The 20,164-nt window shown below is 70.7% G+C and carries 16 protein-coding genes; 6 read left to right on the top strand and 10 right to left on the bottom strand.

Going from position 1 to position 20,164, the window contains the following annotated elements:
* Positions 1-4 precede the first annotated feature (4 nt).
* The gene (locus SSP08S_RS30170) at positions 5-1,003 is read left to right on the top strand and encodes an N-acetylglucosamine kinase (RefSeq protein WP_026178953.1); all 999 of its coding nucleotides are present in this window, start codon (positions 5-7) and stop codon (positions 1,001-1,003) included.
* A complete protein-coding gene (locus tag SSP08S_RS30175) occupies positions 1,000-3,225 on the top strand; it encodes a glycoside hydrolase family 3 N-terminal domain-containing protein (protein ID WP_019071382.1) in 2,226 nt (741 codons plus the stop codon). The genes SSP08S_RS30170 and SSP08S_RS30175 overlap by 4 nt, the downstream gene beginning before the upstream one ends.
* On the opposite strand, the gene SSP08S_RS30180 is transcribed toward SSP08S_RS30175, so the two are convergent.
* The 6 genes from SSP08S_RS30180 to SSP08S_RS30205 all read right to left on the bottom strand — a co-directional run bounded on the left by SSP08S_RS30180 (position 3,215) and on the right by SSP08S_RS30205 (position 12,480).
* The gene (locus SSP08S_RS30180; protein WP_019071383.1) at positions 3,215-4,099 is read right to left on the bottom strand and encodes a carbohydrate ABC transporter permease; all 885 of its coding nucleotides are present in this window, start codon (positions 4,097-4,099) and stop codon (positions 3,215-3,217) included. The two genes, SSP08S_RS30175 and SSP08S_RS30180, sit on opposite strands and share 11 nt — an antisense overlap.
* Positions 4,096-5,112 (bottom strand): carbohydrate ABC transporter permease, encoded by a 1,017-nt coding sequence (locus SSP08S_RS30185; protein ID WP_019071384.1) that lies wholly within the window; start codon positions 5,110-5,112, stop codon positions 4,096-4,098. Before SSP08S_RS30185 ends, SSP08S_RS30180 begins: the two co-directional genes overlap by 4 nt.
* Positions 5,112-6,482, bottom strand: a complete 1,371-nt coding sequence (locus tag SSP08S_RS30190; RefSeq protein ID WP_026178954.1) for an extracellular solute-binding protein — start codon at positions 6,480-6,482, stop codon at positions 5,112-5,114. Before SSP08S_RS30190 ends, SSP08S_RS30185 begins: the two co-directional genes overlap by 1 nt.
* A 128-nt stretch (positions 6,483-6,610) precedes the next feature.
* A complete protein-coding gene (locus tag SSP08S_RS30195; protein WP_019071386.1) occupies positions 6,611-7,240 on the bottom strand; it encodes a hypothetical protein in 630 nt (209 codons plus the stop codon).
* Positions 7,237-11,463 (bottom strand): glycoside hydrolase family 38 N-terminal domain-containing protein, encoded by a 4,227-nt coding sequence (locus tag SSP08S_RS30200; RefSeq protein WP_019071387.1) that lies wholly within the window; start codon positions 11,461-11,463, stop codon positions 7,237-7,239. The genes SSP08S_RS30195 and SSP08S_RS30200 overlap by 4 nt, the downstream gene beginning before the upstream one ends.
* Before the next feature lie 132 nt (positions 11,464-11,595).
* Entirely contained in the window at positions 11,596-12,480 is an 885-nt protein-coding gene (locus tag SSP08S_RS30205) for a MurR/RpiR family transcriptional regulator (protein ID WP_019071388.1), read from the bottom strand.
* A 118-nt stretch (positions 12,481-12,598) separates the two neighbouring features.
* On the opposite strand from SSP08S_RS30205, the gene SSP08S_RS30210 reads away from it, so the two are divergent.
* Positions 12,599-13,363 (top strand): sugar isomerase domain-containing protein, encoded by a 765-nt coding sequence (locus SSP08S_RS30210; RefSeq protein ID WP_019071389.1) that lies wholly within the window; start codon positions 12,599-12,601, stop codon positions 13,361-13,363.
* 193 nt (positions 13,364-13,556) lie between these two features.
* Here SSP08S_RS30210 and SSP08S_RS30215 read toward each other — a convergent pair whose 3' ends face one another.
* The gene (locus SSP08S_RS30215; protein ID WP_026178955.1) at positions 13,557-14,342 is read right to left on the bottom strand and encodes a DeoR/GlpR family DNA-binding transcription regulator; all 786 of its coding nucleotides are present in this window, start codon (positions 14,340-14,342) and stop codon (positions 13,557-13,559) included.
* Positions 14,343-14,461: 119 nt separating this feature from the next.
* Here SSP08S_RS30215 and SSP08S_RS30220 point away from each other — a divergent pair, with 119 nt between their 5' ends.
* The 3 genes from SSP08S_RS30220 (at position 14,462) to SSP08S_RS30230 (ending at position 17,072) form a co-directional block, all read left to right on the top strand.
* Positions 14,462-15,109 (top strand): bifunctional 4-hydroxy-2-oxoglutarate aldolase/2-dehydro-3-deoxy-phosphogluconate aldolase, encoded by a 648-nt coding sequence (locus SSP08S_RS30220; protein WP_019071391.1) that lies wholly within the window; start codon positions 14,462-14,464, stop codon positions 15,107-15,109.
* Between the two features lie 86 nt (positions 15,110-15,195).
* Complete coding sequence (locus SSP08S_RS30225; RefSeq protein ID WP_019071392.1) at positions 15,196-16,491, top strand: MFS transporter; 1,296 nt, start codon at positions 15,196-15,198, stop codon at positions 16,489-16,491.
* Positions 16,488-17,072 (top strand): P-loop nucleotide/nucleoside kinase family protein, encoded by a 585-nt coding sequence (locus SSP08S_RS30230; protein WP_019071393.1) that lies wholly within the window; start codon positions 16,488-16,490, stop codon positions 17,070-17,072. Before SSP08S_RS30225 ends, SSP08S_RS30230 begins: the two co-directional genes overlap by 4 nt.
* 4 nt (positions 17,073-17,076) lie before the next feature.
* Here the strand turns inward: SSP08S_RS30230 and SSP08S_RS30235 are convergent, their stop codons facing one another.
* From SSP08S_RS30235 to SSP08S_RS30245, 3 genes are read right to left on the bottom strand one after another with little or no spacing between them, the layout of a single operon-like run.
* The gene (locus SSP08S_RS30235) at positions 17,077-18,159 is read right to left on the bottom strand and encodes a class I SAM-dependent methyltransferase (RefSeq protein WP_019071394.1); all 1,083 of its coding nucleotides are present in this window, start codon (positions 18,157-18,159) and stop codon (positions 17,077-17,079) included.
* A complete protein-coding gene (locus SSP08S_RS30240) occupies positions 18,156-19,355 on the bottom strand; it encodes a glycosyltransferase (RefSeq protein WP_019071395.1) in 1,200 nt (399 codons plus the stop codon). The genes SSP08S_RS30235 and SSP08S_RS30240 overlap by 4 nt, the downstream gene beginning before the upstream one ends.
* The gene (locus SSP08S_RS30245; protein WP_026178956.1) at positions 19,352-20,164 is read right to left on the bottom strand and encodes an alpha/beta fold hydrolase; all 813 of its coding nucleotides are present in this window, start codon (positions 20,162-20,164) and stop codon (positions 19,352-19,354) included. Before SSP08S_RS30245 ends, SSP08S_RS30240 begins: the two co-directional genes overlap by 4 nt.

The following is a 20,164-nucleotide window of genomic DNA, read 5'->3' on the forward strand; positions in this document are numbered from 1 at the left end:
AGTAATGAGCAATGATTTGAACCAGGAATGTGTTGTCGGTCTTGATGCTGGAGGCACCCGCACTCGTGCCGTCTTCGCCGCCGCCGAGGACGGGCGCGTGTTCGGCGAGGGCGCGGCCGGGCCCGGCAACGCCCTGACCGTCCCGGTACCCCGCCTCACAGATCACCTGGTCGAGGCGATCGCGCAGGCCGTGCCGGAGGCGGCGCGTGCCCGAGTGGTCGCGGTGGCCGGCGGCTTCGCGGGCGCCACGGCGGCCTCCGCCGAGGAACCGGGCCACGTCAACGCCCGCACCGCCCTCACGGCAGCGCTGCGCCGCCTTCGCATCCCGGCCGACCGGGTCCGCGTCTGCAGCGACATCGAGGCGGCCTTCGCCTCCGCCCCCGGCACCCCCGCCGACGGCCTCGCCCTGGTCGCGGGCACCGGCGCGGTCGCCCTGCGCATCACCGACCGCCGCTCCACCGCCACCGTGGACGGCGACGGCTGGCTCCTCGGCGACGACGGCAGCGGCTTCTGGATCGGCCGCAGCGCGGTACGCGCGGCCCTGCGGATGGCGGACGGGAGGGGGACGGCGACGGTACTGGCCGTGTCGGTGGGGCGGGCGCTGGGCGTACCGGACGAGGCACTGCCGGGCGACAGCGACTGGTCACGTCCCCACCGCGAGGCCTACCGCATGCACGTGCTCCCCGCCGTCATGGCCGAACTCCCCATCCGCCTCGCGCGCTTCGCCCCGCTGGTCGTCGAGGCGGCGGGCGAGAAGGACGTCGTGGCGGAAGGGATCCTCGACGAGGCGGCGGACCAACTGACCCACACCGTACGGGCGTTGAATCCGGTCCACGGCGAACGGATCGTCGCCACCGGCGGATTGCTCGGCCCCGAAGGCCCCCTGACGACCGCCCTCACCGCCCGCCTCCACGCCCTCGGCCTGACCCTCGACTGGGTACCCGACGGCTGCCGCGGTGCGGTCGCCCTCGCTCGGCTCGCCCCCGACGGTGACGACCGATGACCGACACCACCGTCCCCCTTTACCGCGACCCCACCGCACCCGTCGACATGCGGGTCCGCGACCTCCTCGCCCGGATGACCCTGCGCGAGAAGGTCGGCCAGCTCAACCAGCGGATGTACGGCTGGGACGCCTACCGTCGCACCCCCTCGGGCTCCTTCGAACTCACCGAGGCCCTGTACACCGAGACCGCGCGCTTCGCCGGACTCGGCGCGCTCTACGGCCTGTTCCGCGCCGACGCATGGTCCGGCGTCGACCACTCCAACGGACCCGGGGCCCAGGACAGCGCTGCCCTGGCCGAGTTGGTGCAGCGCCATGTGATCGGCAGCAGCCGCCTCGGCATCCCGGCCCTCTTCGTCGAGGAGGTGCCGCACGGCCACATGGCCCTGGACGGCACGGTCCTCCCGGTCAACCTGGCCGTCGGCGCCACCTGGGACCCCGACCTCTACGAACGCGCCGCAGCTCACTCCGCAGCCGAACTCCGCGCCCGTGGCGCCCACTTGGCCCTCGTCTCCGCCCTGGACATCGCCCGCGACCCCCGCTGGGGCCGCACGGAGGAGTGCTTCGGCGAGGACCCGTACCTCGCCGCCCGCCTCACCGAGGCGCTCGTGCGCGGGATGCAGGGCGAGCCCGGTGACGGCTTCGCCGCAGACAAGGCCCCTGTCGTCCTCAAGCACTTCGCCGGCCAGGGCGCCACGGTCGGCGGTCGCAACTCCGCCGAGTCCGAGCTCGGCCTCCGCGAACTCCACGAGATCCACCTCCCCGCCGCCCGCGCCGGAGTGCGCGCCGGGGCCGCCGCCGTCATGTCCGCCTACAACGAGGTCGACGGCCTCCCCTGCTCCGGCAACCGCGCACTCGTCCACCAACTCCTGCGCGAGGACTGGGGTTTCGAGGGCCTGGTCATGGCCGACGGCCTCGCCGTGGACCGGCTGGCCCGCATCACCGGCGACACGGTCTCGGCAGGCGCCCTCGCGCTCAACGCCGGTGTCGACCTGAGCCTCTGGGACGAGGGCTTCACGCACCTGGAGGAGGCGGTCGAGCGGGGGTTGGTGAGCGAGGCCACCGTCGACGCGGCCGTGGCGCGCGTGCTCCGCCTGAAGTTCCGCCTGGGCCTCTTCGAACGCCCCTACAGCACAGGCGAGTTGCCCCCTGCCGCGCAGGGCAGAGAACTGAGCGCCGCACTGGCGCGCGGCGCGGTGACACTGCTGCACAACAACGGCGATGTCCTGCCCATCCCGCCGACCGTCTCCCGCATCGCGGTCATAGGTCCCCAATCGGCCACCTACGCGCACCAGTTGGGCGACTACACGGCACCACAGCGCTCCGGTGTCAGCGTCCTGGACGGCCTACGGCGACTCGCCCCGCCCGGTACCGACATCCGCCACGCCCCCGGCTGCGCCCTCACCGGCGACGACCTCGCCGGCGTCCCCGAGGCGGTCGCCGCTGCCGCCGCCTCCGACCTGGCCGTCCTGGTGCTGGGCGGCAGCAGCGCCCGTACCCCCGACACGGACTTCGACGCCAACGGAGCGGCACGGAACGCCGTTTCGGAGATGACCTGCGGCGAGGGCGTCGACCTCGCGGGCCTGCGCCTCGGCCGCGCCCAGCACGCCCTCCTCGACGCGGTCACCGCGACCGGCACACCCACCGCTATCGTCCTGATCCAGGGCCGCCCGCACGTCGTCCCCGAACGCGCGGGCGCGCTGCTCACCGCCTGGTACCCCGGCCCGTGGGGCGGCGAGGCCATCGCCGAGGTCCTGCTCGGCCACGCCGAACCGACCGGCCGCCTCCCCGTCTCCGTGCCGCGCTCGGTGGCCCAACTCCCCGTCTACTACAACCACAAGGACATCGAGTACGGCGGTTACGTGGACGCCGACGCGGAGCCGCTCTACTCCTTCGGGCACGGGCTGTCGTACACGAGCTTCGAGTACGGTCCGCCGCGCCTCGCGGGGGACGTGATCGAGGTCGAGGTCACCAACACCGGGAAGCGGCAGGGGCGTTCGGTCGTCCAGGTGTACGTCCGTCGGCTGCTGACTCCCGTCTGGCCGCGCACGCTCGAACTGCACGCCTTCCAGGGCGTCGAGTTGGCCCCGGGAGAGCGCCGTAGGGTCGAAATCCCCTTCGGCACCGACCAGTTCGAGCAGGTCGGTGCCGTCGAGATCCGGGTCGCTCGGTCCGCGCGGGCCGCACTCGCCGTCGAACCCCTCGTCGTACGGCTCAGAGCTTGACCGCTCCCGCCGACACGCCCTTGTAGAACCAGCGTTGGGTGATGACGAACAGGACCAGCACCGGGATCACGGAGATCACCGAACCGGCCATCACCACCCGCTGGTCGTAGCCGAACGACGAACTCTGCAACCGCGACAGGCCCAGCGTCAGCGTCATGTGGTCCTCGGAGCGCAGCACGATCAACGGCCACAGGAAGTCGTCCCAGGCGCTGATGAAGGTGTTGATGGTGACCACCAGGATCGCGCCCCACGCGGACGGGAGATAGAGGTAGCGGAAGCGCTGCCACTCGCTCGCGCCGTCCAGCATTCCGGAGTCCTCGATCTCGCGCGGCACGGCGAGGAACGCGCCACGCATCAGCAGGACGTTGATCGCGCCGACGAATCCGGGCAGCCACACGCCCACCACGCTGTCGACGAGGCCCAGGTCGCGGATGCTCAGGAACAGCGACACCATGATCGACTCGAAGGGGAACATCATGGAGGCGACCAGGAGGATCCAGACCGCCCGGCGGCCCTTCCAGGCGGGCTTGGAGAGCATGTAGCCGGCCGTCGTGGAGAACAGCAACTGGCTTGCCACCGACAGGAGTACGACGATCAGGCTGTTCCTGATGTACGTCACCACCGGGACCTGGCTGAAGACCTCGCGGTAGGCGTGGAGGGTCGGGTGGTGCGGCAGCAGGGAGGCGTTCGCGCCGAAGACGTCCTCGCCGGTGCCCTTGAGCGAGGCCAGGAACTGCCAGATCAGCGGGCCGACCGTGAGGCCGAGGACGAGGAGCAACAGGAGGTAGCGGAGGAGGAGTTCGCGAGGGCGGCCGTAGTCCCGCCAACGAGGGCTCAGGCGCCGGGACTTGGGCCGCACTGCGGTCGCCGTCATGACTCGTCCTCCTTCGTGAGGCGCTGTGCCAGCAGGGTCAGGCCCAGGGTCAGGACGAAGAGCGCCACGCTCACCGCCGAGCCGTAGCCGGCGTTTCCGGTGATGGGGTCGAGGCCGACGTCCCGGATGTAGAAGGGCAGCGTGCGGTCCGCGCCGCCGGGGCCGCCGGTGGAGCTGCCGAGCATGTAGATCTCGGTGAACACCCGCAGCGAACCGATGCCGGTGAGGGTGCCGACCAGCATCATCGCCTGCCGTACCCCGGGCACGGTGATGTGCCAGAAGCGGCGGGCGGCACCGGCGCCGTCCATGGAGGCGGCCTCGTGCAGCTCCTTTGGAACGTTCCCGAGGGCGGCCAGGTAGAAGACCATGTACCAGCCGAGGCCCTTCCACAGGGTCAGGCCCATCGCGGAGAGCAGGATCAGCCACGAGTCGGACAGGAACGGGATGGCCGACCGGATCAAGTGGGCCTTCTCCAGCCAGGTGTTGACCAGTCCGTCGTCCGCCAGCAGCCACTGCCAGCTCAGGCCGACGACCACGCTGGAGGCGAGCACCGGCGTGTAGAAGGCCGAGCGGAAGAAGCCGATGCCGGGGAGGTTCTTCTCCACCAGGACGGCGAGCAGCAGCGGCAGCAGCACCATCAGGGGAACGACGATCACGGCGTACAGGACGCTGTTGCGGGTCGCCAGCCAGAAGTCCGAATCGTCCAGCATCCGGGTGTAGTTGGAGAGCCCGACGAAGTTCGCGGCGCCGCCGAGCGGTTTGGCGTTCGTGAAGGACAGCAGGACGGTGTTGAGGAACGGGAACACCCCGAACACCGCCGCGCAGACGATCGCTGGAGCGGTCCAAAGCCAGGGCAGCCACCAACGGCGGTACAGCGCCGCCCCGTTGGCGCCGGGGGCGGGACCGGGGAGGACCGCCCGGGCGAGTCGGCGTATGCGGGACGTGCCCGGTGCGGAGACGACGGCCTCCGCACCGGGCACGGTCACCGGCTTCGCGGTCTGCGTCGCCACCATCAACCAGCCTGCTTCAGCAGCTCGTTGGCCTTCGCCTGGGCGTCCTTCACGGCTTGCGCAGGGCTCTTCTTGCCCTGCATGGCGAGCTGGACCTGGGACACGATCGCGTTCTGCACGGCCGGCGAGAGGTTCGTCTGGTAGGCCGTGGTCGTCTTGAGCTGGTCCGCGACGAGCTTGCGGGCCTGCGCGAACTGGTCGCTGCCGCTGACGTTCTGGAAGAACGGGTCGTTGAGCGAGGTGGTCGTGGTCGGGAAGATCACCACGTCCGGGTCCTTGGCCCAGGCCGTCTGGTTCTCGGCGTTGGTGAGGAACTCCGCGAACGCCAGCGCCACGGGCGCATGCTTGCTGGTCGCGGCGACCGAGACGTACTGCGGGGCGGCGGTGGTGTGGCCGAGCGCGTCGAAGGGCTGCTGCCCGACCGCAGTCTTGGCGTAGATCGAGGGGCTGTTCTGCTTCACGAACCGCACATAACTCGGGTTGGTCGAACCGTAGGCGACCTTGCCCTGCGTGTACGGCGTGGACGGGTCGTTGCTGGAGGACAGCGAGTCCTTCGGCATCGCGCCCTCCTTGTACAGCTTCGCCATCCACGCGACCCACTGCGTGGTGCGCGGATCGTCCGCGAACACGGCCGACTTGCCGTCGCTGGAGAGGGTCTTGATGTTCATCTGGTCGAAGTCCGCCGGGATCCGCCAGATCGGGTTGGCCATCGTCGCGTAGTACTTGCCCTTGGCCGACTTGGCGATCTTCTCGTAGTCGGCGAACAGCCCGAAGATCGTCGTCGGCGGCTTCGCCGGGTCGATGCCGGCCTTCTTCAACAGGTCGGTGTTGTAGGTCAGGACGATGCCGCCGGTGTACCAGGGCAGCACGGTGTGCAGCGCGGAGCCCGAACTGTCCTTGAACGTACTGGACTTCCAGAACGCGGGGACGAACGGCTTGCCTGCGTCCGGATCCTTCACGCCGAGGTTGAGCAGATACCCGGCCTTCGTGAGGGCCGTCGCCGTCTCGGCGTTGAGGTTGATGACGTCCGGCAGCGTGCAGGCCTGGGCGTCGGCCACGTTGCGCTGGGTGAAGGTACTGTCGCCCGGATCGTCGATCCACTTCACCGACGTACCGGGGTGGGCCTTCTCGAAGGACTTGATGACCCCGTTGAAGAACGTGCCGAAGTCCTTCTTCAGGTTGGTGGTCTGGAAGGTGATGCTGCCCTTCACCTCACCGGTGAGCTTCCCGGACCCCACATTGCCCTTGTCGACCTTGCAGCCGCCCGCCGTGGAGTCGCTGTCGCCCGAGCTGCCGGACAGCCCGCAGCCGGCGGCCGTCAGGGTCAGGACGATGATCCCCACCATCGATCCGGTCAGTCTTCCTGTGCGCATCGCTGCCCTCCTGAGCATCAGCCAACAGTTGGTTCAATTAACCAACTTCGACTCCGATTGATGAAAAGGTGGACCAGAATTCATCGGAGGTCAATGGTTCTCGTGTTGCTTTTAGGTTCCGGCGGAGATCAGTGCCGGTGCTCGTGGTCCGGGTGCGCCGGATCGCCGGGGTGCTCGTGCCCGGCGGTATACACGACTCCGGCCTTGGACTGGTCCAACCAACCGAAGAAGGCCCGCCGCCCCGCCGCTCGCCGCAACTCCCGCGCGACCCCCTCACGGGCCCGCTCGTACGGCACGAAGTCCTCCGATGACACCCCGCCGAACGGGTCCACCCCACGCCGCAGCGCCTCCGCCGTGAGGAAACGGTCCCGGTTGCGGTCGTAGTAGTCCCGTACGGCGGCCTCGGCGACCTCCTGCTCGCCCTCCAGTTCGGCCAGTAGCAGCCGGGCGGCCGGGGAGTGCGCGAGGGCCGCCGCGACGATGCTGCCGAGATCGGCGACGTCGGTCTCGGCGACGGCCAGCACCCGGTCCGGCGCCACCTCTGCAGGGGGCTTCAACCCCCGCTCCGCACACGCCCGTTGGGCAAGCTCGTCGATGACCACGACCTGGGTCGCCCACCGGCGCCGCTGCCGCTCGGCCCGGGCGAGCGCTTCAGGCCGGGTGCTCTCCCGGTCCCGCGCAGGTACGGCCGCAAGCAGCGAGTCCACCCGCCTCTTCGGAACGGTCCTGCCGCGCACCACGGCCGCGTGCTCCGTCACGGCGTCACCTCCAGCTCGACGGCCTCCGTATAGGCGACACAGCCGTGCCAGGCGACCTTCGCGAGCAGCCAGTACGACCCGGGCGGCACCGCCGAACCGTCCACTTCGATGACGCATTCCTGCTCCGCGCCCCCAGCCACCGTGAACCCCTGGCAGCCGGGTGTGACTCCGGCCCAGGTGCCCCACGAGGAGACGGCCCAGAGGGTGCCGTGGACCGGTCCACGGGTGGTGTTGCGGAGGTGTACGGGTACCCGGACCCGCTCGCCGCCACGCACGCTGATCCGCTCAACGCCCAGAGTGGACAGCAGAGTCGGCCCGTACTGCCCGTCGGCAACATCCAGCGCCACGGTGTCCTCGTACGTCTGCCCGCCGTACGCCAGCCTGGCCGTGAGCCAGTGTCGGCCGGGTACCGGTTCCGGCGGCGGTGTCACGGTCACCTCGGCCAGCGTGAACCCGCCGGGGCCCAACGCGTAGGGCAGTTCGGCGGGTTCGGCGGTCCACCCGTCCGGCACCTCGAAGGTCACGGCGCCCAGCACCGGCGCGTCGGTGAGTTCCGAGCCGACCCGGACGGTCGCGGTCACCGGTCCGGCGGCGGTGAGGGTGCCGGGGGAGAGGTACACCGACACCGGCATGTTCCCGCGTGGTGCGGGGCCGGAGTTGTGGAGCCAGTAGCGGGTGTGGACGGGTTGTGCTGGTTCATGTGCCGCGATTCCAGGCCCGGTTGGGGACTCGACAGCGGTGGTTGCCAGCACCGTCGCGACTTCGAAGCCGGTGAGGTCGACGGCGAGCCCGCCGTCCCGCTCCGGTGTCAACTGGTCGCCGGGCGACTCCAGTACGTCGGCCCGGGCGCCCTCGGTCCAGTCCTGCGGCCCGCTTATCCGCGCCCGCACCGGCCGACCGTTCACCTCGTGCATCCGCACGGCGACACCGCGCCCCGGGTCGACCGGTACCGCGCTGCCCCGGGCCAGCGGGGAGCCGAGCGGCTTGAGGGCGTCGAGGACGACCTCGCCCGCCGGTTCCAGACCGAGCAGGGTGAACTTCCTTGGCAGGACGCCCTGTTCAGGGGATGTCCGCAAACGGGCTGTCAACGGGTGGTTGAACTCGTGCCCCGCCTGCGGGAGTCGGACGTCCCGCCAGTCACCCGTGCCCGCCACCACCGCGTACTCGAACTCGTGGGTCCAGCGCTGGAGTTGGAAGGCGGAGCCGTCGGGGGCGGTGCGGCGGGGCGGGTCGACCCAGATGCCGGAGGGCCAGCCGGTGCAGGAGCGCATCAGGGACATGTAGAGGTCGCCGGAGGTCGTGACGACACAGCCGGGCGTGCCCCGGTTGAGGACGGCGAAGCTGCGGCCGTCCCAGGCGTCACCCGGCGGCAGCGCCTCGCAACCGCCCGCCGCCGTGGCCGTGATGACCGCGTCGTCGAGGTCGGCGATCAGCGCGTCGACCGCCTTGGCGTCGTCCTCGGCGCGGGCGCCCGCCACCACGAGCAGCGGCAACCGTTCCAGGTCGCGCAGGTCGGCCCCCGGCACCCACTCCTCGCGCAGGCCGGCCCGCGGCGCGACCCACACCGCCGCCACACCCCGCTCGGCCAGTTGCCGGCGCAGCTCGCGTCCGGCGGCCGGGTCCCAGCCCAGGGCCTCCGCGACCACCGAGTTGCGCTCCGGCGCGCCCACGGCGATCCGGAAGTCCGGGAGATTGGAGTCGACTTCGAGGTCGCCGTACCGCGGACCACCCGTGATCGTCGAGGTCGCGGTGACCCCGACGCGGACCAGCGCCGCCGCGAGCGGGGCACCGAGCTCACCGGCCAAGTCCCAGTCGGAGTAGATCAGTTCGGCGACCCCGATCGACCGGTGGCCGAGCAGCCGCCCCGACTCGTCGTGTACCGCGACCCGCGCGGTCGACCCGAGCCCGAACCAGGTGTTCGCCGGGTTGTCGAGCGTCCACGGGAACTCCTCGCTGTCCACCTCCACGAACCCGAACCCGCGCCCGATCACCGCGTCCGCCACCTCGTGCACCGGCAGCCCGCCGGTCACGTCGGACGGCCAGCGCACCCGGATCAGTCGGTCGGCGCCGTCGTAGCCGTCGATCGTGGTCGTCAGGTCGAGGCGCGGGACGCCGGTCCAGAGAGTCAGCCGCTGCGTGTACCGGAACAACCCGAGATCGGCCGTGACGGTGATCCGTGAACCGGCGGGGGAGTGTTCGACATCGATGTCGGCTGTGACGTCGCAGCTGCGCGCGGCGGTGGTTCCGGTCGGGGTGAGGTGCCATGGGCCCTCGCCGAAGCGCGGGTGCCGTGCGTACTCCTCCTGGACGACGAGCTCATTGCCGATGTCACCGGCGCGGAGCAACTCCCTTCCACCGTCGGCCAGTTCACGCAGGCTGCTCACGCCGCCGCCACGCGAGGGGTCGACCGTCACCTCGTAGAACTCGTTGCGAATGGTGAGGCCTTCGCCGACTGCCCACCCGGGTACCGAACCCTCGGCGAGCGGGAGGGCCTTGAGACCCATGCCGGGTACCTCCGGCACGACGAGCCGGAGTTGGCCGCCCTCGCGTACGGCCGGGAGGGGCAGGCCGGTGTCGTCGAGGGGGACCAGGCCGGGGTCCGGGACCGTGAGGACGTCCCGGCGTTCCCAGGTCGCCGAGTTGAACACCACCAAGTCATCGGTGGCGCCCGGCAGTTGGGCGACTCTGGCGGCGATCGCGTCCGTCGCGTCGGCGTGCACCGTCTCCGCCAGGTCGTACAGCTCGCGCCAGCCGGTCATCAGGTCGATGTACACCTGGTCCGACTCGGAGCCGGTGATCGCGTCGTGGTGGGCGCCGTAGATCAGCTGCCGCCAGGCCTTGTCCAACGCCGCGTCGGGGTAGGGGTGTTCGGCCACGAGCGAGGCCAGGGTGGCCCAGGCCTCCGCGTCGGCGAGGAGCGTCTCGCCGTACCGCTGGGCCTGCTTGGTGTCGACGTAGGAGACGTCCTTGCCGGTGTAGATCGGGTTCATGTCCCGGGTCTGCGGGGACGCCTTGCGGCCCTCCTGGTCCAACTCGGCGCGGACGGCGGTGAAGAAGTCCCGGGGGATGCCGCTGACGAAGCGCGGCCAGACGTAACGGGCGTTCCAGTCGCGGTGGATGTCCATCACCCAGCGGCACGGCGGGGCGTAGTCGCCGCCGACCGGGAGCAGGACGTTGCGGGTGAGCGCGACCTTCTTGAGGCCACGGAAGAGCTTGAGTGCCGCCGCTTCGGCCTCGGGGAGCGTGGGCGCGTTGTCGATGGCCCAGCCGGCGCCGTAGTGGTTGACCATGTAGGCGGTGAGCAGGCCGCGCCCGGAGGGGGCGATCCAGCTGAACTCGGCCGGGAACTGCATGCGTTGGGGATCGCGAGGTTCCTCGCCGAAGACCGAGAGCGTCGGTCCCCACTGGTGGAACGGCCCACGCGCCCACGAGCTGGAGGACACTCCCGCGTCCGCCATCAGCCCGGGGAACTGCGGGTCGTGCCCGAACGCGTCGAGCTGCCAGGCGGTTTCGGGCGAGGCGCCGAGGATGCCGCGCTGAAAGCCGTCTCCGTAGAGGGCGTTGCGTACGGTCGCCTCGGCGCCGGTGAGGTTGGTGTTCGGCTCGTTGTAGGTGCCGCCCATGATCTCGACGCGGCCGGTGCGGATCAACTCCCGCAGGAAGGCGCGTTCTTCCGGGAAGGCGTCCCAGTAGGGCTTGAGGTAGTCGACCTCGGCGAGGACGAAGGTGTACGCCGGATCGCGGCGGGCCAGGTCGCAGTGGGCGCGGACGAGACTCATGCCGGACTGGCCGCGCGAGTCGAAGGTGCGGGCGGGGAGACCGGTGGAGGCGGGGTCGTCGGCGACGTCCCACGTCTCGGTGTAGGCGCCCTGGGTGTTCCACCAGACGGGGTCGTAGTGGAAGTGGCTGACCATGAACATGGTCCAGCCGGGCTCGGCGGCCGTGAACTCGGCGGTGAGGGTGGCCAGTTGATCTCCGTCGGCCGCCGTCACCTCGATCGCGCACCGGTCGCCGGGCGCGAGGTCCGTCGTCACGGGTATCTCGGTGTGCGCGGTGCCGTCCTCGCCCACGACCGTCTCCGCGCTGCCGCGCAGACCGGGACCCTCGACCGTGAGGTGGACCGTCCGGTCGGGGATATGGGCCAGGTCGACGGCCACCACCTGGAGCGGATGCTCGGCGGTGCCGACGAACAGCTCGGTCGACAAGGCAGCGGTCACGCGCATGGGTCTCCTACCAGAGGCTCGGCGGAGCGCCCATCCTGACACCGCGAAGATGATTCAAACAACCATCTCCGCGTAACTTCGGTGGTTCATCCATGCAGACTCGGCCGAGATCGCGGCCGGCCCGGGTTCAGATCACCGGCCTCTTCGGGCCTTCACTGTGTGCTCCCCGGCGATGTGGTCGGTGAGGGCCAGGGAGGCGCTCGCGCGCTGGTAGGAGAGCTGCGCGATACGGACGTAGAGGCAGTCGATGAGGACCAGCACGGAGTGGCGGGCGCCGATGATGCCGGTGGGGAAACTGGTCGCGGAGGACGAGGAGATCAGCCTGATGTCGGCGGCGCGGGCGAGCGGGGAGCGCGGGTCGGAGGTGAGGGCGACGGTGGTGGCGCCGCGTTCCTTGGCCAGCTCGAACGGTTCGATGGTCTCGCGCGTCGAACCGGAGTGGGAGATGCCGATGGCGACGTCCGCCGGGGTGAGCAGGGCCGCGGAGGTGGCGGCGGCGTGCACCTCGGTCCAGCCGCGCACCGCGCAGCCGATGCGGAACAGCCGGGTCTCGGTCTCCTGCGCGACCGCCCCGCTGCCGCCGATGCCGTAGACGTCGATGCGCCGGGCGCGGGCCGCGGCGGTGGCCGCGCGCTCCACCGCGTCGAGGTCGATGCGGTCGATCGTCTGTTGGACCGCTCTAAGGTCCGCGCTGCCCACGACCTGCACGACCCGTTCCAGATCGTCGTCCGGGGAGATGTCCGGGCCGATCTCGGCGGTGCCCCAGTCGGACACCTCGCCGCGCCCGCGCTCCTGGGCCAGTTCGATCAGCAGATGCTGGTACGAGTCGAGGCCCACCGCGCGGCAGAAGCGAGTCACCGTCGCCTGCGAGGTGCCGGTGCGGCGGCCCAGCTCGGCGGCCGAGCAGTGGGTGACGGCGGCCGGATCCTCCAGGATCAGTTCGCCGACCTTCCGCAGCGAGCCCGCCAGCCGGGGCAGCTCCGTGCGGATGAGGGTGGTGACGTCTGTCGGGGGCATGTGGAGAAGGTATCAGCCACCTCGGAGACCTTCGATTGAATACCAGGACCGCGTGTGATTTATTGATTCATTGATCGAGAAAGAATAGGTGGTTTGATCCACCGGTGGGGAGTATCGCGTGTCCGCCGAGTCCGTGAGCGCCGAGATCTTCGCGCGCGAGAGCCTGGCCGTTCTCCAGCACATCACCGAAGCCGGCCGCGAGAGCGTGTCCCGCGCCGCCGCACTGATCGCGGACTGCGTCCGCACCGACGGCGTCGTCCAGGCCTTCGGCACCGGCCACTCCCAGGCCATGGTCCTCGAACTCGCGGGCCGCGCCGGGGGTTTGGTGCCCACCAACCGCCTGAGCATCGCCGACCTCGTCCTCTACGGCGGTGACGCCCCGAGCGTGCTCGACGATCCGCTGCTGGAGCGGCAGGCCGGAGTCGCCGACCGGCTCTACGAGTTGGCAGCGCCCCACCCGCAGGACCTCTTCGTCATCGTCTCCAACTCCGGTGTCAACAAGGTGATCGTGGAAATGGCCCTGCGGGTGAAGGAGCGCGGCCACCGCCTCCTCGCCATCACCTCGCTCGCCCACACCCACGCCGTCCCCGCCGGTCACCCGAGCGGCAAGAAGCTCGTCGACCTCGCGGACGTCGTCCTCGACAACGCGGCCCCGCGCGGCGACGCCCTCCTCGAACTCCCGGGCGGGGGTGCCGTTTGCGCCCTGTCCACGCTCACCGGCGCGATGCTCGTGCAGCTGACGGTCGCGGAGGCGGCGGCCCAGCTCCTCGCCTCGGGGGACCGGCCGCCCGTATACGTCTCGGCCAATGTGCCGGGCGGGTTCGAGGGCAACCTGGAGCTGGAGAAGCGCTACGAGGGGCGGATTCGCCGTACCGCGAGCTGAACTCTCGTAGGAGCCGGGCTGAACCGTCGTAGGAGTGAGGACGAGCGGCCGGAGCCCCCGGAACCGGGCCGCGACCGCTCGTCGTCACCTGCGCTGCTCGACGAGAGTCATACAGGAAGTGATGCAATCACCAGGTGATGCTAGGCGCGGTGAATGCATCATTCAATGGGGGCCAGCAGGGGTGGGCGGGTACTCAGGCCGTCCGCAGTACCGTCGGGCCCTCTTCCGAGATGCGGTCGACCACGGCCTCCGGCAGGCCCGCGTCGGTCACCACGGTGTCGAGCCGGTCCAGCGTGGTCACGTTGAACCGTTCCACCGTGCCCCACTTCGTGCTGTCGGCGAGCAGCGCGACCGAGCCGGCCGCCGCCATCACCGCCTGCTTGAGCAGCACCTTGTCCGTCGAGAAACTCGTCACGCCGTGGGACAGGTCCCAGGACCCGGCGCTCAGGAACGCGAGGTCGAGATTGATCGCGCCGACCGTCCTGGCGGCGAGGGGCCCGCTGCTCGAACCGCTCGACACATCGACCTCGCCACCGGTGTGGACCGTGTGGACGGACGGCAGTTCGCACAGCGCCAGCACCGCGTGGAAGTCGTTGGTGACCACGGTGAGGTCCTTGCGGCCGGCCAGGAAAGGCACCACCGACTGACAGGTCGTCCCCGCGTCGAGGAAGACGACCATCCCGTCCTCGACGAGTTCCGCGGCCCGCCCGGCGATGGCCTGCTTCCGGGGCATCTCCAGCGCCGCGCGTGACGCCCGCTCGCGCGGCGGCGCGTGCCCGGTCCAATCGGCGAGCCTGACCCCGCCCTGCACCGAGACCACCTGCCCGCTCTTCTCCAGCGCGGTGATGTCCCGGCGCACCGTCATGTGCGAGACGTTCAGCGCCGCGGTCAGGTCGTGGATGCTCAGCACCCCGCTGCTCCTCAGCAGGCGCAACAGCTCCTGATGGCGTTGCTCGGGGATCAGGGGTGCCCTGCTCAATGCGTCTCCTCGAAGCCGGGGTGGAGCGGTGGGTGGAGCGGCGGCTCGCCGGGGTCAGCCTAACTTCGTGTGACAGGGGGCGTGACAACGTGTGAATTCATGTTCTAACGTGTGCTCCCATGGTAACAAAGTTTAACGCCCTGGAATCAATCACCCATACGGGCGCCCTGCTCATCGTCCGCCTCGACAGCGCCGAAGAGGCCCTCGCCGTCTCCGAAGCGGCGATCGAGGGCGGCATCCGGGCCCTGGAGATCACCCTCTCCGTCCCGGGTGCGCTGGACGTCATCACCAAGCTCTCCCAGCGCTACGGCGACGACGGCATCCTCGTCGGCGCGGGCACCGTCCTGGACGAGCACTCCGCGTACGAATGCGTCTCGGCGGGTGCCCGGCTGCTGGTCAGCCCCAACCTCAACCCGGCCATGCTGACCACCGCCAACCGCTACCAGGCCGTCACGGTCAGCGGCGCCTACACCCCGACCGAGATCGTCGACACCATGCAGGCAGGCGCCGACATCGTGAAGCTCTTCCCCGCGGAGTTCGTCGGCCCCGAGTACGTCCGCACGGTCCGCGCCCCGCTCCCGCAGGCACCGCTCATGCCCGCCGGCGGCGTCACCGCCGACAACGTCAAGGAATGGTTCGACGCCGGTGTCGTAGCGGTCGGCGTCGGCAGCTTCGTGACCAAGGCGGCCCGCGCGGACGGCGATCACCGGCACGTCACCGAGGCCGCCGCCACGATGCTGCGCGCCATCGAAGGCGCCAGGGCCTGACAACCCGTCAGGGGGGAAGTGCCCGCCTTCGCCCCCTCGTCCCCAACTCCCCATCACCCGCACGGTGGTTCCCCGAGGAGCTCCCCATGGCTCAGCAGTCCCTCACCTCCGCATCCCCCGAACTGGGCGACACCGCCCGACGGACCTCCCTCCGCATCCGCTGGGTCCTGGTGGCCCTTCTCGTGATCGGCGGGGTCGTCAACTACCTGGACCGCGCCACGCTCAGCGTCGCCAACACCACCATCGCCGGTGAATTCGGCCTGAACGCCACCGAGATGGGACTGCTGCTCGCCGCCTTCTCCTGGCCGTACGCCATCGCCAACCTCCCCGCCGGCTACCTCGTCGACCGCTTCGGCCCCAAGCGCATGTACGCCTGGGCCGCCGGACTCTGGTCTCTGATGACCATGGTCACCGCCGCCGCCCACTCCTTCGGCCTGCTCTACGCCGCCCGGGTCGCCCTCGGTGTCGCCGAGTCGCCGTTCTTCACGGCCAGCCTCAAGGTCAACGAACGCTGGTTCAACAAGGACGAGCGCGCGCTGCCCATCTCGATCGTCAACACCGGCTCGCAGATCGCCAACGCGATCGCCCCGCCGATCCTCACCGGCCTTCTCCTGACCGTCGGTTGGCGCGGCATGTTCGTCGCCGTGGGCGCGCTCGGCATCGTCGTCATGCTGGTGTGGCTGCGTGTCTACCGGGACCCCACCCTGCGCGAGCAGGCGCTCATCCGGGGCGAGGAGTTGGCGGCGGCCCGCGCCAACGAGCAGGCCAAGCCCGCGAGTTGGGGCGCGCTGTTCAAGCAGCGCAACACCTACTTCATGATCCTCGGCGCCTTCGGGATCTTCTACACCGTGTGGGTCTATCTGACCTGGCTGCCCAGCTACCTCCAGACCTCCCGCGGCCTCAGCCTCTCCGAAACCGGCTGGCTGTCCTCGCTGCCCTACCTCTGCGGCATCCTCGGTGTCCTCTTCGGCGGCTGGCTCTCCGGCCGGCTGATCCGCCGGGGCGTCCCCGCCGTCGTCTCCCGCAAGGTCCCCATCGTCGGCGGCGCCGTGCTCGCCGCCGCCGCGGTCCTTCCCGTGGCCTACGTCCACAGCACCCCGCTCGCGCTCGCCCTGCTGTCCCTCGGCTACTTCGCCGCCCAGGTCCCGATGGGCTGCCTGTGGACGCTCGCCTCCGACATCGCCGAGTCCCACCAGGTCGCCTCGCTGGGCGCGATCCAGAACTTCGGCGGCTTCCTCGGCGCGGCCATGGCGCCCATCGTCACCGGTGCGATCCTGGACGCGACTGGCAACAACTACACGGACGTCTTCCTCGTCGGCGGCGCGCTGCTGCTGCTCGGCGGGATGTCGTACCTGTTCTTCGTGAAGGACCGCCGCGCATGACCACCACCCCACGGGTCTACGTCGTGATCGGCCCCGCAGGGTCGGGCAAGACCGGAGTGGCCCGGCTGATCGCCGAGCTGAGCGGGGCCGCGTACATCGACAAGGACACCGCCTGCACCCGCCTCACCGAGGCGCTCCTCGAACTCGCCGGCACGGATCCCTCGGAGCGGGACCTCAACCCGTACTACCAGTCGGTGGTGATGGACCTCGAATACGCGACGATCCTCGACCTGGCCGCCGACAATCTGCGGGCGGGCCGCCCCGTCGTACTGGACGCGCCGTTCGGCCGCTACTTCTCCCGGCCGGACTACCTCGCCGAGGTGACGTACCGTCACGACTGGCCCGCCGACGTCGAGTTGGTCGTCGTCCAGGTCCAGGTCGACTCCGACACGGCCCGCGAACGCGTGCGCGCCCGTGGCTGTGCCCGGGACCGGTCCAAGCTGGCCGACTGGGACACGTTCTGGAAGACGGCCGAGGCCAACGAGTGCCGCTGGTCCGACGGCCGCCGGCTGGTCTTCGACAACCGGGCCGACGGCATCACGGCGGACGAGGTCGCCCGCGCGCTGGCGGGCCTGTCCTGACCGCTCAGTCCCGTCGGGCGACGAGCCGGTACGCGTTCGACACCCCCAGCCGGTGCGACAGCCGCTTCACCACGAACCGGTCCAGGAGCGTGCCCAGGATCAGGGCCGGGATCCCCGCGATCAGGACCGCCGCGCGGAGCGTGCGGGCCAGGCCGGTCGGGGGCTTCGGCAGCCATGGGAGGTTGTCGCGGGGGGCGGCCGTGTCCAGGGCCAGCCAGGTGCCGGCGAGGAGGTCGACCGGGTCGTGCGGCTCCGCGTGCTGTTCGGCCACGACCGTGAAGCCGAGGTCGGTGAGACGGGCGCGCAAGTTCTGGACCGGGACAAAGTGCAGGTGCTGGGGCTGGAGCCACGGCAGCCACCAGCGGCCGAGCAGACCGGCGTAGCGGCTGTCGGGGTCCGGGACCTCGATCAGAAGGTGGCCACCGGGGCGGACCGCCTGGTGTGCGGCCGCCAGTTCGCGTTCGGGCTCGGTGCTGTGCTCCAGGTAGTGGAACATGCTGACGACGTCGTAGTGGCCCGCGAGGTTCGGGGCCAGCTCCGGGAAGCTGCCGCGGTAGCCGCGCTCCACCCGGCCCGCCTGTTCGGCGAGTTCGGCGCCGTCCGTGAAGTCGAGGCCGTCGAAGGTCGTGTCGGGGTACACCGTGCGGGCCGACTCGCAGAAGTGGCCGTGGCCGGTGCCGACGTCCAGCCAGTTCTTGGGAGTCGGGGAATGCGGGAGCAGCGACTGCGCGCGCTGCTCGTACATCTTGGTACGGGCCGCGAACGTGTTGCCCAACTGCTTCTCGCCCAGGCCGTCGTAGAAGTCCCGGTAGTAGAACTCCAGCCCCGCCGGGCTCAGTCGGGGATTCTGGAACGTGTGCCGGCAGTCCTCGCAGCGGTCCAGGACGAAGGTGCCCGGCTTGTGCTGGATCAGGTCCTTCGTGCGCAGCCGGGTCTTGAGCCGCGGCGAGTCGCACCAGGGGCAGGTCTCGCGCCTGGGCTCGAAGAAGCGGTCGAGGCCGTCGGCCAAGTCCGCCTGGTAACCGGGCCGTAGCGCCGCCACCTGGTCGTTGCGGCTCGGTGGTTTCGGGTCGTCCTCGGTGCTCACGGGGTCTCCTTCGGGGACGCGCCGGTGGCCAGCAGTTCCAGATGGGTGGCCGCCGCGCGGCTTCCTCCGGCCGCGCGGAACGCCGTACGGATGCGCTCGGCCGCCGCGCGGTGTTCGGGTTCGTGGAGTACGGCGTCGATCGCGGCGCCCAGCTTCGGCGCGGTGACCCGGCCGAAGCGGACGCGGATGCCCGCGCCCGCGCCGGTGACCTGCCCGGCGATCACCGGCTGGTCGTCGCGGATGGGCGCCACGACGAGCGGGACGCCGTGCCACAGAGCCTCGCACACCGTGTTGTGCCCGGCGTGCGAGACGACCGCGTCCGCCCTTTCGAGGAGCGGGAGTTGGGGGATGGAGGGCAGGACCAGGAGGTCTTTGTCCTCTTCGTCGGACCGGTCCAACGCGCCGCCCGGGTCGGCGATCACCGCCTGGACGCGGTCCGTTCGCGCCCGCAGCGCCGTGACGCACTCGGTGAGGAAGCGGGCGCCCACATCGGTGTTGGCGGTGCCGAGACTGACCAGGACCAGGGAGCGGGACCGGTCCAGCCAGTCCCAGGGGAAGTCCGGCGCGGCCGGGCGGGGCGCGATCGACGGGCCGACCCAGCGGATCTGCTCGCCCTGCCGTGCTTCGGGGCCGACGAGTTCCGGGGTGCTGAACGCGAGGACCAGGTGCGGCGAGAAGCGGGGGTCGCCGGTGCCGGACGGGTCGCCGAGATCGGTGCGGAGCCGGTGCAGCAACTCGTCCAGCCAGAGCCCGACTTTGGGGATGCCCGCGAACACGTCGGTGAACTCGGCCGAGGTGGTGGCCGAGGTCGCCCACGGCACCCCGAGACGTTCCGCCACCAGGCCGCCGGCCAGGGCCTGTTGGTCGGCGACGATCACATCGGGCCCGAACTCCTCGGCGGCGGTGGTGACTCCGGGCGCCATCTGCTCGGCGAGCGGCGCGAGGAAGGCCTCCCACAGGAACTTCAGCGCCTCGGGCCCCCGGATGTCGGGCGGCCGTACGCCCTCGCCCGTGCCCGGGACCGGTCCAGCGCACGGGAACACCCGGGCCGACTCGCCCGCGAGCCGCCGTACTAGATCGGGGTCGGCGCAGGCCCACGCCAACTCGTGGCCGCGCGCCGCGAGTTCGGCGGCCACGCCCGTCGCCGGGTTGATGTGGCCGACCAACGGCGGTACGACGAAGAGGAACCGGCTCACCGGACGGCCACCTCGGTCGTGCTCGCCTCCTGGATCAGGGAGAGGATGTGGCCCCCGACCGTACCCGCCGCCTCCACCAGCACCGAGTGCTCGTGGCCGGGGACGACGACGGTCCGGCAGTCCGGCAGCACGGACTCCAGCCAGGGGGCGAGCAGGGCGAGGTCGGAGTCGCCGCCGTAGACGCCGAGTACCGGGCAGCGCACCGCCCGGATCTGATCCTCCGTCAAGACCCCGCTGGCCGGGATGTCCTGGGAGAGGGAGGTCTCCCGGGCGAGCCTGGCCGCGCCCTTCGCGAGGCGGGCGGTGTTGTGGCCGCGGTTCGCGCTGATCCAGGCGATCGCGTCGTCCTCGTTGTGCGCCAGTTCGTGCAGCACCCGGTCCAGGATGCCGCCGAGCTTCGGCGCCCAGGCGTCGGTCGCCGGCTCCGACTCGATGAGGGAGACGCTGGCGGCCCGCTCCGGATGGCGGGCCGCGTAGCCGAACGCGACTGTCCCGCCGTAGGAGTTGCCGACCAGATGGACCGGTCCCGTCACCTCCAGGCGGTCGAGCAGCGCCTCCAGGTCGTCGATGTTGTCGTCCAGGGTGTAGCCGGTCGCAGGGCGCGCGCTGCGGCCGTGTCCGCGCAGGTCGTACATGACGACGTCGATGCCCGCCAGCGCGAACGGCGGGGCGAGGGTGAAGTAGTAGCTGGCGAGGCTGTCGGTGAGCAGACCGTGCACGAGCACCGCCGTGGCGGTCACCGGGCGACCGTCGGGTGGGCTCATTCGCTGTACGTGCAGCCGGAGTTGACCGGTGTCGACCATCGCCAT

Source organism: Streptomyces hokutonensis (genome assembly GCF_000376565.1).
GTDB lineage: Bacteria > Actinomycetota > Actinomycetes > Streptomycetales > Streptomycetaceae > Streptomyces > Streptomyces hokutonensis.

What these genes read in the sequence shown, in the direction of transcription:
- SSP08S_RS30190 (WP_026178954.1), bottom strand. Translation starts at nt 6,482, where the DNA reads ATGCGCACAGGAAGACTGACCGGATCGATGGTGGGGATCATCGTCCTG.
- SSP08S_RS30170 (WP_026178953.1), top strand. Translation starts at nt 5, where the DNA reads ATGAGCAATGATTTGAACCAGGAATGTGTTGTCGGTCTTGATGCTGGA.
- SSP08S_RS30230 (WP_019071393.1), top strand. Translation starts at nt 16,488, where the DNA reads ATGACCACCACCCCACGGGTCTACGTCGTGATCGGCCCCGCAGGGTCG.
- SSP08S_RS30205 (WP_019071388.1), bottom strand. Translation starts at nt 12,480, where the DNA reads ATGCCCCCGACAGACGTCACCACCCTCATCCGCACGGAGCTGCCCCGG.
- SSP08S_RS30185 (WP_019071384.1), bottom strand. Translation starts at nt 5,112, where the DNA reads ATGGTGGCGACGCAGACCGCGAAGCCGGTGACCGTGCCCGGTGCGGAG.
- SSP08S_RS30220 (WP_019071391.1), top strand. Translation starts at nt 14,462, where the DNA reads ATGGTAACAAAGTTTAACGCCCTGGAATCAATCACCCATACGGGCGCC.
- SSP08S_RS30245 (WP_026178956.1), bottom strand. Translation starts at nt 20,164, where the DNA reads ATGGCGATGGTCGACACCGGTCAACTCCGGCTGCACGTACAGCGAATG.
- SSP08S_RS30200 (WP_019071387.1), bottom strand. Translation starts at nt 11,463, where the DNA reads ATGCGCGTGACCGCTGCCTTGTCGACCGAGCTGTTCGTCGGCACCGCC.
- SSP08S_RS30180 (WP_019071383.1), bottom strand. Translation starts at nt 4,099, where the DNA reads ATGACGGCGACCGCAGTGCGGCCCAAGTCCCGGCGCCTGAGCCCTCGT.
- SSP08S_RS30175 (WP_019071382.1), top strand. Translation starts at nt 1,000, where the DNA reads ATGACCGACACCACCGTCCCCCTTTACCGCGACCCCACCGCACCCGTC.
- SSP08S_RS30225 (WP_019071392.1), top strand. Translation starts at nt 15,196, where the DNA reads ATGGCTCAGCAGTCCCTCACCTCCGCATCCCCCGAACTGGGCGACACC.